The sequence below is a fragment of the Methanobrevibacter sp. AbM4 genome (assembly GCF_000404165.1).
Taxonomy (GTDB): domain Archaea; phylum Methanobacteriota; class Methanobacteria; order Methanobacteriales; family Methanobacteriaceae; genus Methanarmilla; species Methanarmilla boviskoreani.
Window position 1 is genome coordinate 298,665 of record NC_021355.1, and the last position, 12,435, is coordinate 311,099.

Below are 12,435 nucleotides of genomic sequence, written 5' to 3' on the forward strand. Positions count from 1 at the left end.
TTTTATATGTTGAATTGACTTTAATTTATTGTTTTAATTTTTTTTAATTTTTATATGTTTTTTTTAATTATTTTAATTAAAAATTTATTTTTTTTAAATAAGTATTTAAAAAGAATTATATAATATTAAATTTATAAATTATATGTGCTATGATTTATTAATTTATTCGTTAACTTATTTTAGTTTGTTTTTTAATAAATTATTATTTTAAAAATTTATTATAGGTTATTTTATGTATACGGGAATTTATTATGCATTAATTCAGGTTTTTTTAATAACATTTATTGTAACTGGATTATTGGATATTGTTATGAGGCGTTTAGGTGAAAAAGGTCTAATTCATAATCTTTATCCTAATGTTCGAGGAGGTACGCCTCGTGGTGTTGGTATAATATTGTTTATAGTTTTAAGTTTTTACATTCCAGGAAAATTTAATAACCTTGTTTTAATAATGGGTCTTTTTGCATTGGTGGATGATTTACTTGGTAGACGTAAAATAGGACATTCTAATATGGAATGGGGACAGTTATCCCGTGGAATTGGTATGGTTCTGGTAATGGTTGCTGGTTTCTATTTAGGTCTTGGTGTTTCATCAATATTAATTGCATTGCTAATACAACCGGTCAATATTTCTGATATGCAGCCAGGTTCTTGTTGTATGGTAACAATGATAATGAGTTTGGTTGTTTTAGTATTGATGTTAATATTAAATACAGGTCCAATTTCCGAGATACCTGCATTTTATACTCCACTTCTAATAATTGTTGCAACATTCGCATACTGCCCTCTTGATTTTACAGGCAAAATCATGTTAGGTGAAGTGGGAAACCATACTCTTGCAATAGCATTAGGTATTTCATTCTATATGCTTGGAGGTCTTCCTGCAACAATTATATTATTTGTAGTCACAACACTATTGATTGCATTTGTAAGAAGAAGTACCTTAAAAGTATTCTTTGCTCAGAAAATGGGATTAACAAATCCTGTTTTTGGTGATTATGTGATGGATGTCTTAACCGGTGGAGGACTTGGGGATTATATTAGAAAGTTAATATGGAAAAATAGACAGCCTGAAGTTAAAAGTAATTGGGCTATAACTCTTGGAGGAAGAAGATTAGTCTATAATCCTGCAGCCCACACATCTGATTATCTTCATTATGATGATGAATAATCACTTGTTTTCTCTTTTTTTTAGTTTAATTTAAAGTCTAATCTTTTTTAAATTCATTAATTTTTTTGTAGTTTTTTTTTACTTTTTATCTGATTATTTTTTAAAACTTTTTTATATGGTTTAAAGTCTAATCTTTTTTAAATTCATTAATTTTTTTGTAGTTTTTTTTTACTTTTTATCTGATTATTTTTTAAAATTTTTTATAGAATGATTTAATTTATTTTTTAGAAAATACATAACTATTAAAAGTAAATTTTGTAAAAGTATATTTTTTAATAAATCATATCTAATTATTAAAGTGTATTTTAGGAATCTTTTAAAATTAGGATTATACCTTATTAATATTTTTGGTTGATATAAATGAAAGCATTAGTTTTTGTTACTGGTAGAGGTTTAGGTGGAGATGCTGTTATTGGTTTAAATATTATAAAAGCATTGGAATCAAAGGGATGTGATTGTGAGCTTGTACTTGATTCAAATGCTCCAGGAATATTATTTGAAAAGAATGGCTATTCCTGGCATAAAATATCAATTCCACAGGCTGGAGGTCATGCTGCAAACAAACTTACAACATTAAAAGCAGGATTTAAGACTGTTAAAGCCGCATTTCAAAGTAGAAATTTAATTAAAAAAACTAAAGCAGATGTTGTTGTTGGAATTATTGGTGGAGGTGCAGTGGTCGGTTGTTTGGGCGCTAAAATTACTCATACTCCTGCTGTAGGAATATTAAGCACTCCATTAGATACTAAAGTATGTACTAAACTTAATACCTGTATTGTATTTCCAGAGGCACATATGTTTAGACAAAGTCAAATACCTGAGAATGTTTACAGATCCTATTTTCCAGTAGCACCTACTATTCAAAAAGGAGATAAAAATCAGGCTATTTTAAAAATTAAGGAGCATTGTAAGGATGTAAAATCTAAAAATCCAAATGCCGTTGAATTTGATGAAAACAAAAAAACGATTTTATTCTCCTCAGGTTCAACAATCTTTGAGAAAATGGCCCGTGGTGTTTCAGATTATTCTAAATTAACTGACAAATATAATATTGTTTTGGTAGGCCTTCCACTTGAAGATGAATATTATGATTGGTTTGATGAGGAACATATGATTTATTTAGGTTATATTAATTGGATAAATGATTTATATGAATTAATAGATCTTGCAGTTTTAACTGATGATGGTATGATGCTTTCAGAGGCTATGACTTGTCATCTTCCAACTATCGCACTTCTAAGAGTTAAATATGGTCGTTATCATAATATGGCTCAGGTCTTTAGGGGAGCTGTTTTTGAGGCGGATAACGATAATCTGGCCAGTGCTATTGAGGATGTGATGGATAATCTTGAAGATGTAAAGTCAAAAACTTATGAATATGGCTCTAAAATTGCCGGTTCTAGAGATAGAATAAGTGATATTATTATAAAAGAAGCTCGAAAATAGTTTTTTCTCTATATATTTATTTGGGTGTGGAATATGGATAAAAGGATTAAAGTTGGAATTGGAATACTCATTGTAATAATATTATTGGTTTTTGCTAGTGAGGTATTATCTTCATATCAGAGTTTTAACTATGTAAATCATAACTTTGAGGATAATTTTACAATGGATGTTCCAGAGTCTTTTCATTTTTCAAGAATAGTGAATGACAGTAATCTGGTAAGTTATGAGTCTAATAAGGTTATTGTATCTTATTATGATTTAACTAATAAAACAGAAAGGGTATACTGTGATAGTAATATTAAATCATTGGTTAATAACTCTAAAATTAAGAGAGGTAACCTTACAATATATAAAGACGGGGGAATTATAAGCTATTACAATTGTTTTGTGTATTCTGATGATAACAATTCCTGTGTAAGGGTTCAATATGTTAATGAGGATGCCTGTTATAGAATGGCTAATTCGGTTAAATTTATTTAAATAATTAGCTATTTTATTCTTTATTCACTAATTATTTTCATTTAACCTTTTTTTTACTTGCACTTAATTTTCTTTATTGGTTTAAGCTTTTCAAACTGTCTTCTAATTTTTTAATGGTTAATTTATTTTATAGTTATATTTAGATAGGAATCTATTGATTTTTTTCTTACCTGCTCCCTCTGATTTTAGAATTTTATATTTAAACTTAATAATGTTCTTAAAATCATCACTATCCCTATTGTCTTTGTATTCCTCAATCTTTCTATCTGCAAAATCGTTTTTCTCTAGAATATAAAAAGGATTATCGAATTTATATATTATAATGGATTCTAAATATTTGTTTAATGGACTGGAAATATTATAATCTAATTTTTTTAAACTCCAGTTAAATATATTGTCCTTTAATTTCTCGTCAATACTGGAATTTACTAATTTATTAAGTATTTTAAATGAGTGACGTCCTATTTCCTTAAAATAAACTTCTGTATTTTCATTGTTGTAATTTTCGACTAAGAAATAAAGTTGCCTATAGATGTTCTTAAATAGTTCGAAAATAAAAGGGTATTTTTCATGTTTTAACAGTTCTTCAATATCCTCCTCTATAAATTCCAGTAGATTAATTTCTAAATTATCTAAAATTTCAATATAGTCTGTTTCAAGAAATTCTCCATTAAAATTAAACATTAAATTGATCTTGTTTTTATAGAAATCCTGATCTTCTTTAGAAAGTTCTCCTTTAAATCTAAATTTGAATTCCCTTCTAAGACTCATGTCATTTTCTAAAATCTCATCTAAAAACTCTTTTAGCTTATCCTCATCAGCGGAATCGATTAATGATTTTATGGTCTCATTTTCACTATTGTCATCTGCAAGAATCAGATTACTGTTTTCTATGGAATATAGGACCGCAGCCATATGTTTACAATATCTGTGATTTGCAGCATAAGGACAATCACAGCTCATACCTTTTATGAAATTCTCAGTAAGTTCTATTGTAACATTATAATAGTCTGTTCCATATACCTCAGCTGTAAGATATGTGTTTTCATAGGAAAGTAATTCCACACGTCCTTCTATATAATATAATCTTCCCCTCTCCAAGACTTTATTTGTAAATAAACCTTCCCATGCCTCTTCCATATCTACACCTCATTTATATTGATCTTCTAAGTAGGTAAATCTTTGATTTTAATATTTATAATTTTTAATAAAATCTAGCTAATTATATTATAAAAATAGTGGTTAAAGTCAGTTTCAATATCTTTAATTAGCTATTAAATAAATCTCTTAATTATCTAAAGAATTTCATTTCTTCTAAAATATATGGAAAATGAATATAATTTAATAGAACATTAAATCATATTCTTTAATTGCCCATAAATTTTAAATGATTAATACATGTATTTCATTATTTTGGAAACTGCATCTGTGGATGGATGAATCTCTAAGAATTCATCAAAGTCTTCCATATCCATACCAAGGGTCATGAGCATAGTCATATATGCAACATCATCTACTGATGATGGGGAAATTGAGAAAACATTTTCAACATTTCTATTTTCTTTGTTAATGTCTATTTTTGTATATCCCGTATCTCCATTTAATATATTCCAGAATGAGTCAGGTCCTGCCAATCCTGGTATTTCAATACTTTCTGTTTCAACCTTATCATTGCTTTTTACAAAACTTACAGGCATATCAAGAGTTATTGATTCGGGGATATATTTGTAATCAACTATTTGTGAGTATCCTGCCATATTTCTTGCAGCTGTTACTCCCTCCATTCTTGCAACTGGTGTAAACTTATATCCTCCAGTAACATCTCCTGCAGCATAAACATGTTCTTTACTTGTTTCCATCATATTGTTGACTTTAATTGAATTATCCGGATTCAATTCAAGAAAGTCTTTAGCTATTTCTGAGTTTGGAACTCTTCCTGTACATATAAAGGTAATTCCCTCAAATTCTCCTTTTGATGTAATTAAGGAATCCTTTTTAATCTCTTCAGCATCTGTATTTTCATAAACATTGATGTTGTTTAATAGATTTTTCATTATATAATCTTTGGCGGATGCATCAACTTCTTTTAGAAATTGGCTTCTTGCAAATACATTGACATTGGATTTGAAACCGGAGAATATATTGGCTATTTCTGTAGCTATTGTTCCTCCTCCAATAATATTTACATTCTCAGGTATCTCTTTTAAATCAAGGAGATTACTGCTTATATATCCATTTTCACTACCTTTAATATCGGGTATGAATGGTCTTCCTCCTGTTGAGATTAAAAGATTTTTATATTGGAAGCTTTCACCATTAACATTAACAGTGTCCCCGTCGATTTTTGCCTCTCCAAAAATGACTTTATTTCCTACCTCTTCGCACTCTTTTTGTTCGATATATCTAAGTTTTCTCTGTGTTTCCCTGATTTTTTCACATAACGCTTCATAATCAACTTCAATATTTCCCTTTAAGAATCCGTGATTAGCATATTTTCTATTATTGTTTAAATGATGAACAACATTGTTTAAAGCACAAATAACCATACATCCCTCATTTAAACAAGTCCCTGCAATATGTTTCTTCTCGATAAGTATGGTATCTTCACCTAACTTACCAAGTTCTATTGATCCTACCCTTCCGGCAGGACCTGCACCAATAACAATATTTTCCATGATAATACCTCATATCTCTATTTTAGAAATTCTTTATCATTTCTTATTTTCGTTTATGTTTTAAAAAACCTTTTTATTTTTTTTGATTTTTATTTAAGGTTTTAATATTGGACTTTTTTATTAATAAAAATTATTAAAGTAATACTTTTTTTGATTTGATTAAATATTTTTATATACTTGTAACTATTAAGTTAATAATGATTGATATATAGGTTTTTTAATTTTTAATAATTTTAAAAATAATTTATAGGAGTGTGTACTATGTGTATTGCAGCACCTGCTAAGGTTGTTGAATTAGATAAAGAGAATAATTTACTTGCAGCTGATTTCGGTGGAGTAAGGCAAACCGCTAGAACAAATCTTCTTCCTGATGTGGAAGTTGGAGATTATGTTTTGATTCATGCAGGTTATGCTATTGAAAAATTAACTGAACAAGCAGCTAAAGAATCTTTGGAAGCATGGAATGAGCTTTTAGATGTTCTTGATGAAGAGGATAAAGAATGGGAAGCAGCTCATTCTCAAGAGGCTTAAATTTAATTTTATCTAATTTAATTTTTCTCTTTTATTGATTTTGTCTTATTTTTTTCTATTTACATTGTATTGATTTTTATATTGGTTTTTTCTAGTTTTTTGATTTCTAAATTCTAATAAACTATTTACTGTTAATGGATTAATGTTTAACTTTAAAATTGGCTTTAAAATATTTATATTTAAATATTAGATTTAAAGTTAAGTAATTTAAGTAAAAATAGTTCATTTGCTCTTTTGGGATTATCTATTTAAACAAACGCATTATAAATTAATGAACATGGATTTAATAATTAATAGTTTATGGATCTTTATTTAATGGTGATTCCGTCTAGAATAAAAGTAGTTATAATTAAATTAAAAATTAGATTTAACATCTCATTTGAGTAGAATTAGTTGATTGTTTTTTTATCGGAATAAAAAAATAATGAAAAGGGTTTATTTAATAAATTGAAACCCTTTTAACATTATCTAGCTTTAAGAATTCATTTATTATGTCTCCAGGTACTGGCTCATCTGTAATGATTGTAAGTACAGGATCCTCTTCAAGATATGTGTCCTCAGCATAAGCTTGTCTTATATTGATATTTTTAGATGCGATTAATGCACTGGTTGATGCAAGGATACCATTACTTTTTTCTCCGGATTCTATTTCAATTACACCAAGGCCTAAACTTTTTGCAATGTTTTTAAGTAATGTACCTGCAGGAACAATATTCTTGAATATGGTACTTAATTCCTTATCATCTAAAATTAAATCAATGGTTGATTTTATTGCCCTTCTGTCTACATTGGATACTTTTGCAAGGGCTGCTTCGTTAATCTTTAAGTCACCACAGTAAATCTTTCCATCATCACTGATTCTTATACCTAGTTCTAACATTTTTTGTACTACTCTGATTCTTGCAGGATACTTTCGAAATTTTTCATTTATTTTTCCCCACATTTTAACTCCACTCCCATTTTTTGTACATTGAAGTATTTGTTTTTTAAGTATATATACTTTTATAATATATAGAATCTCTATTAATTCCAATAAAATCAATGAAAATATTTAAAAAAATATAGTTATTTGTCTATTTTAATTATTGTTTTTTAAAAAATTTTTAAAGTATATATAAAATAGAATTCTTTTAAAAAAAGTAACAACTAATAAAAAAAGTTTTTTAGTAGGCTAGATGGGATTCGGACCCATGACCTCACGGTTATCAGCCGTGCGCGCTAACCAAGCTGTGCCACTAGCCTATATGAAATTAAATATCTATAAAAAGTTTTTTAGTAGGCTAGATGGGATTCGGACCCATGACCTCACGGTTATCAGCCGTGCGCGCTAACCAAGCTGTGCCACTAGCCTATATAAAAAAATATTTTTTAATAATAACACTTCTATTTTCAAGAAATACAAGTTAATATAATTTTTATTTTTATATTATTTAAATGTTATGCTTTACAATAAGAAAAATTTAAAAATTTAAAAATTTAAATTTAATCTCTATTAATCATTTCATTAAGAGTATCTGCCATTGCATGTTCAATGATTTTTACATGAACTTTATCTACGCCCTCTACTCTTCCTGCTAATTCTTTAACTTGTACAGCTACACGGGTAATACTCATACATGCAGGATTAGTTGGTTTAATAACAATGTCTGCTACTCCGTCATTAACGTCAATAGATTGTACAATTCCCATGTCGATTACACTTATTCCCATATGTGGATCTAATACTGGGTAAATTGCATTTCTTATATCACTTACAATATCTTCGGACATATTTATCACCTGTTTTTCTTTTTTCTTAAAATTTTTTAATACTAATTGTTTATTGTCAAATCGTCATATTTAAAATATACTATTTCCAGGTACTAATTTTATATGATTTTTGACTTTTCATATTTTTATAAAACAATTGTTATTATTATTAAAATTTACTATTTAAATACTTTTTCAATTTTTGGAAAAATGGATAATTGATTTTTCTAATTGAAAAGTTTTAAATTTATTTCTTTCTATGCTTTATGTCTACTGCAACACCATAATTAGATTTTTCCATCTCTTCTCCACTAACTATGGCCTTTCCGGTTCCTAATACTTCATCATTCCTCATGACTACCACCTCATCCCGAGGTATGATGGAATGATCTGCACTTTCAACACCTACTGAGAAAACGGTGTTTGTTTTTAAATCGAAATCAATATTCACAGTTTTAAGATTCAATTCTCCAAGTATTTCCCCACCAGCTAAACTCAAGGTGTATAAACCAACATCCTTATTTAAAAATGCAATCTGTCTGTTGTTATAATAAAGTTTATGATGATATCTTCCCTTAATAATCACATCATCCGGTATAAGGTTTTCTCCACCTTCACCAAATTGATATTTGGCAATAGATCTTAACTCGTGTAATGTTCTCTCACGACGTGGCATCTTTTCATATTTTTTTAATTCCATTCTCATATTATAAATGGAATCGGGATTGGTTGGACGATTATCTACACAGGTATATGTTATATCGAGATCATCCAAATATTCCCTACATGTTTCCTCATAACCACCTGAAACATTTGCAACTGCAGGAGTATCTCCAATATACTCTCTTAAAAGTTTTCCAGCTTCCCTCTTTTCATCTTCACTCCAGGAACCAGTTACACTCACATCATAAGATTGTATTGGAAAGGTATTTTCTAATTCTCTTGGGCATATTCCAAAAGGGGAAGTAACAATTACTTCCTGATAACCTTTAGTTGCTCTTTTAAATTTTTGATGGGATTTTGAATTGGAATATGGTTTTTTCATAGAACAAGGAAGAATTGCAACTACATTACCATATGGTTTCATTAATCTCATCCTTTCTCTCCATCTTACTGCCTCAGGTCTGTATAATGATTCCTCACTTGAACATATAACTTTCATATATTACACAATCCTTATTTCTTTAATTATAATATTGGTTAAACAAGCGCTATTAATTTAATCTCATAGTTTATTTTAATAAGCTATTAAAAAAATCTTGTCTGATTTTAATAGATTCCTTATTAAAAAGATAATAATTGATTCTGATTAAAGTTTCATTGATTAAATTGACCAATAAGCTCATAATCTAATTTTAACAGTCTTTCAATAGAATCATTCGGACTGTCCATTCTCTTTTTCCATTTCTTAATGACATATTCCGTATCTGCTCTTTCAGTTCCATGTAATAGATTATCTGCATGAGCCACTATCTTTTCCTCAATAGTCTCTGGAACATAGGATTTTATTGGAAGATTCAATTTTTCTGCCTCTTCTTTAGTAATGCCTACACCAATATGTCTTTCAATAATGTTTACAACTTCATCAGAATAACCATGTTGACGTGCAAGTTCTGCACCAACTACTGCATGTTTAATGCCATGTGTTCTGGATCTTCCAATGTCATGTAATAATGCTCCTGTTTTAATAAGCTCCTTATCTGCATTGGGAAAATTCATAGCTATTTCCTGTGCCCTTTTACAGACAGCAATACAATGGGCAATTACATTTTCTGGACAACCCTCTTCTCTTAAAAGTTCTATCTCTTCCATATTAATCATTAGATATATTTTATATTTTCTAATTTGGGAAAATTAGATTTCAAATTATTTCTAAAATATAAATCTATTTTTAGCTTAGATTTTATTTTAATTTAATAATTAATTATTCTAATTTAAGAAAATTAGATTTCAAATTATTTCTAAAATATAAATCTATTTTTAGCTTAGATTTTATTTTAATTTAATAATTAATTATTTTTTTAAGTTTTATCTTATTTATAATTTTTAAGAATAAAAATAAAATCTTGAATTATTGATTTTATGATTTAAATTATATTATTATTCTTTAAAAAAAGATAATATTGATTGTTAAATAATTTATATAATTAAGTAAATCATTGAAAAAATAGTATTAAAACGTAAATATCTGTTTAAAACTTAAAAAAAAGTAGTTTGAATATAATATTATTTGTAAAAATAATATTTAAGAAAATTTAAAAAAATATTATTCACTGACTTCTATTGAATCATAGATTTTTTGATATTTTTTAATATCCTTTTCTAGTTCTTTAATGATGTCAGCATTATCTTCAAATACGACTTCTTCACCACATTCTGGACAAGTAAAACCTACATTACTTGCGTCTTCAAAATCAAATCTGGTGTGTCCTTCAGGGCATGAGAAAAACATATTGTCTTTTTCATTGTCTAAAATGTTTTTAAGGAATTCAATCTCGTCATTGATTTGTTTTTTAATGGTTTTATTAACCTCTTCAGGTTCAAATTTCCAATCGTAGCTATACCATTGTGTTTCAGGATCTTTATGTCTTTTATAGCTTGCAAGTCCAGCATCATAAAGTCTGTAGAGTATTTTTCTAACAATATTTAATCTGATTCCAGTTTTTTCTGCAATCTCTTCGTCAGTTTTTACTCCCTTATTAAGGCATTGAACAATAAGCATGTTGTCTAAATCTTTATCGTCATTTTTTTTACTTTTTTACTTTTAGACTTTTTAGCTTCCTGATGATCTTCAGGGTCGTCAATTATCTTTCTTAATAAGTCTTGTACTAATGGGTCATCTAACATTTGATTTCTCCCTATCTTTATTTAATTCTTTTTTAAATCAGTATTTATTGTTGAAATTGGCTATTTTTTATGAAATAATTTGGATTTATTAAATAAAAAAAGAAAAATATAAACAAAAAACACTAATTTTTTTAGAAGATTGGATTATATTATTATAACATATCTATATTGTTTTAATTATTAATATATTTTTTGTTTTTTATAAGTATTTTTAGTATAATCATGTTTTTTAAAAGTTTTTAAATTTTTATTTTGATCTTTTTTATTATTGGTCTGTCTATGTGTAATATTATTCTAATCTTTTTCTTATTATTACTGCAGGTGTATGTGTGATTTTATTCAATGTTTCAACACTTATGCTATCTTCGGCACTATCTGTATTCAGAACTTTTTTCGCACTGTGAATTGTTTCCATACATGTTGAAAGTGATTTTTGATAATCCTCTGCAATATTTGCAATTTTAAGGGCATATTCTACAGATAATTTCTTACTTGATCCGAGTGGTGTTGATCCCATATTCTGAGATAATTGTCCTTTTGTATATCCCCATGCACCTTTATCGGATTCAATTCCATCAATTGCCGTTGGAAGTCCTGTGAAGTATTTGCCATTTTTCATATAGGTTGCATCGGTGTCTATTATCATCACATTTACGTTTTTTCCAGTTTTATCCAGAACCATTTTAGATAGATCTTCTGCAACTTTTTGAGGGTTTTTTGGAAGTAGTGACACATAAGTTCCCGGTGAATTACTTAAATCAACACCTGCTTCTGAAGCTGGTTTTAGGGCATGTTTCCATCCATATAAATCAAGAATAACCTGTTTATGTCTAGCTGTTTCTGGAGGAAGTCTTCTAAGGTTGTGGATTGTTCTCTGTTTAATATTAAGAAGAGGCCCTAAAATATAACCCCATAGATATTTGCTCCAGAAACCAGCAAGAAACTTGGCACCTAAACCTGGGGTATATTCTGCCTCATCAATTAATCTTCCCTGTGAGACAGAAATTGGTGTTTCTGCAATTACCAAATAATCATCATTTTCAAACAATGGGTAGGCTTTATTAAAGAGTTTGTCAAGGCTTTCGTTAGGTTTTATATAATTTGTCTCGATTGGAATTACATTGTATTCCCCATTTTCAACATATTTATATGGAATGCCTTCTTTTGTTTTAGATTTTTTGTAATCTGGTTGTTTTTCTTCTGTCATTTAAAGGACCTTTGTTTTTTAATAGAATATCTAAAAATAGTAAAATCAACTTATAAATTAATTAATATATTAATTTTATTTGTAAAATATAATATAATTATAATATTATTAAATATATATTTATATTAGATTTGGATTTTAGATTATTTGATGAATATTTGTAAAATTTTCTTATCTAATTAATGTTTTTTTATTAAAATTGTTTATTTATTTTAGATAGATTTATTCATTATGGTATTTTATTTGTATAATCTCTATTTTGGGAATAAAATATTTGAAGCTTTAAGCTATATTACTTTAAATTCAGATATACTATCTATTCTCTTTTA

Annotated in this window: 12 protein-coding genes and 2 tRNA genes; 4 read left to right on the forward strand and 10 right to left on the reverse strand. The window is 27.7% G+C overall.

What is annotated here, in order from left to right; translation table 11 throughout:
• Nucleotides 1-232 precede the first annotated feature (232 nt).
• The 3 genes from ABM4_RS01175 (at nucleotide 233) to ABM4_RS01185 (ending at nucleotide 3,097) form a co-directional block, all read left to right on the forward strand.
• Nucleotides 233-1,171: a hypothetical protein gene (locus ABM4_RS01175; RefSeq protein WP_016357858.1), complete on the forward strand. Its 939-nt coding sequence runs from the start codon at nucleotides 233-235 to the stop codon at nucleotides 1,169-1,171.
• Nucleotides 1,172-1,531: 360 nt separating this feature from the next.
• A complete protein-coding gene (locus ABM4_RS01180) occupies nucleotides 1,532-2,617 on the forward strand; it encodes a cell wall biosynthesis protein UDP-glycosyltransferase family (protein WP_016357859.1) in 1,086 nt (361 codons plus the stop codon).
• A gap of 33 nt (nucleotides 2,618-2,650) precedes the next feature.
• A complete protein-coding gene (locus ABM4_RS01185; protein ID WP_016357860.1) occupies nucleotides 2,651-3,097 on the forward strand; it encodes a hypothetical protein in 447 nt (148 codons plus the stop codon).
• 117 nt (nucleotides 3,098-3,214) lie between these two features.
• On the opposite strand, the gene ABM4_RS01190 is transcribed toward ABM4_RS01185, so the two are convergent.
• Together ABM4_RS01190 and ABM4_RS01195 are read right to left on the reverse strand one after the other, a co-directional pair.
• Nucleotides 3,215-4,237: an SWIM zinc finger domain-containing protein gene (locus ABM4_RS01190; RefSeq protein WP_016357861.1), complete on the reverse strand. Its 1,023-nt coding sequence runs from the start codon at nucleotides 4,235-4,237 to the stop codon at nucleotides 3,215-3,217.
• Nucleotides 4,238-4,488: 251 nt separating this feature from the next.
• Nucleotides 4,489-5,772: an NAD(P)/FAD-dependent oxidoreductase gene (locus ABM4_RS01195; RefSeq protein WP_016357862.1), complete on the reverse strand. Its 1,284-nt coding sequence runs from the start codon at nucleotides 5,770-5,772 to the stop codon at nucleotides 4,489-4,491.
• A 261-nt stretch (nucleotides 5,773-6,033) separates the two neighbouring features.
• On the opposite strand from ABM4_RS01195, the gene ABM4_RS01200 reads away from it, so the two are divergent.
• Nucleotides 6,034-6,303 (forward strand): HypC/HybG/HupF family hydrogenase formation chaperone, encoded by a 270-nt coding sequence (locus ABM4_RS01200; protein WP_016357863.1) that lies wholly within the window; start codon nucleotides 6,034-6,036, stop codon nucleotides 6,301-6,303.
• Nucleotides 6,304-6,742: 439 nt separating this feature from the next.
• On the opposite strand, the gene ABM4_RS01205 is transcribed toward ABM4_RS01200, so the two are convergent.
• The 8 genes from ABM4_RS01205 to ABM4_RS01240 all read right to left on the reverse strand — a co-directional run bounded on the left by ABM4_RS01205 (nucleotide 6,743) and on the right by ABM4_RS01240 (nucleotide 12,106).
• Nucleotides 6,743-7,246, reverse strand: coding sequence for a tryptophan-binding regulator TrpY (locus tag ABM4_RS01205; RefSeq protein ID WP_016357864.1), 504 nt, complete (start codon nucleotides 7,244-7,246; stop codon nucleotides 6,743-6,745).
• Nucleotides 7,247-7,470: 224 nt separating this feature from the next.
• Nucleotides 7,471-7,545: transfer RNA gene (locus ABM4_RS01210), tRNA-Ile, on the reverse strand.
• A 34-nt stretch (nucleotides 7,546-7,579) separates the two neighbouring features.
• A tRNA-Ile gene (locus ABM4_RS01215) sits at nucleotides 7,580-7,654 on the reverse strand.
• A 131-nt stretch (nucleotides 7,655-7,785) separates the two neighbouring features.
• Nucleotides 7,786-8,073: an iron-sulfur cluster assembly protein gene (locus ABM4_RS01220; RefSeq protein WP_016357865.1), complete on the reverse strand. Its 288-nt coding sequence runs from the start codon at nucleotides 8,071-8,073 to the stop codon at nucleotides 7,786-7,788.
• Nucleotides 8,074-8,299: 226 nt separating this feature from the next.
• A complete protein-coding gene (locus ABM4_RS01225; protein WP_016357866.1) occupies nucleotides 8,300-9,214 on the reverse strand; it encodes a DUF5591 domain-containing protein in 915 nt (304 codons plus the stop codon).
• 155 nt (nucleotides 9,215-9,369) lie between these two features.
• Nucleotides 9,370-9,864, reverse strand: a complete 495-nt coding sequence (locus tag ABM4_RS01230) for a TIGR00295 family protein (RefSeq protein WP_016357867.1) — start codon at nucleotides 9,862-9,864, stop codon at nucleotides 9,370-9,372.
• 454 nt (nucleotides 9,865-10,318) lie between these two features.
• A complete protein-coding gene (gene tfe, locus ABM4_RS01235; RefSeq protein WP_016357868.1) occupies nucleotides 10,319-10,774 on the reverse strand; it encodes a transcription factor E in 456 nt (151 codons plus the stop codon).
• 414 nt (nucleotides 10,775-11,188) lie between these two features.
• Nucleotides 11,189-12,106 (reverse strand): coenzyme F420-0:L-glutamate ligase, encoded by a 918-nt coding sequence (locus ABM4_RS01240; protein WP_016357869.1) that lies wholly within the window; start codon nucleotides 12,104-12,106, stop codon nucleotides 11,189-11,191.
• Nucleotides 12,107-12,435: the final 329 nt, after the last annotated feature.

Excerpts from the sequence above, each read along its gene's own strand:
- ABM4_RS01185 (WP_016357860.1), top strand. The coding sequence starts at position 2,651 with ATGGATAAAAGGATTAAAGTTGGAATTGGAATACTCATTGTAATAATA.
- ABM4_RS01220 (WP_016357865.1), bottom strand. The coding sequence starts at position 8,073 with ATGTCCGAAGATATTGTAAGTGATATAAGAAATGCAATTTACCCAGTA.
- ABM4_RS01200 (WP_016357863.1), top strand. The coding sequence starts at position 6,034 with ATGTGTATTGCAGCACCTGCTAAGGTTGTTGAATTAGATAAAGAGAAT.
- ABM4_RS01195 (WP_016357862.1), bottom strand. The coding sequence starts at position 5,772 with ATGGAAAATATTGTTATTGGTGCAGGTCCTGCCGGAAGGGTAGGATCA.
- tfe (WP_016357868.1), bottom strand. The coding sequence starts at position 10,774 with ATGCTTATTGTTCAATGCCTTAATAAGGGAGTAAAAACTGACGAAGAG.
- ABM4_RS01180 (WP_016357859.1), top strand. The coding sequence starts at position 1,532 with ATGAAAGCATTAGTTTTTGTTACTGGTAGAGGTTTAGGTGGAGATGCT.
- ABM4_RS01190 (WP_016357861.1), bottom strand. The coding sequence starts at position 4,237 with ATGGAAGAGGCATGGGAAGGTTTATTTACAAATAAAGTCTTGGAGAGG.
- ABM4_RS01240 (WP_016357869.1), bottom strand. The coding sequence starts at position 12,106 with ATGACAGAAGAAAAACAACCAGATTACAAAAAATCTAAAACAAAAGAA.
- ABM4_RS01205 (WP_016357864.1), bottom strand. The coding sequence starts at position 7,246 with ATGTGGGGAAAAATAAATGAAAAATTTCGAAAGTATCCTGCAAGAATC.
- ABM4_RS01225 (WP_016357866.1), bottom strand. The coding sequence starts at position 9,214 with ATGAAAGTTATATGTTCAAGTGAGGAATCATTATACAGACCTGAGGCA.
- ABM4_RS01175 (WP_016357858.1), top strand. The coding sequence starts at position 233 with ATGTATACGGGAATTTATTATGCATTAATTCAGGTTTTTTTAATAACA.
- ABM4_RS01230 (WP_016357867.1), bottom strand. The coding sequence starts at position 9,864 with ATGGAAGAGATAGAACTTTTAAGAGAAGAGGGTTGTCCAGAAAATGTA.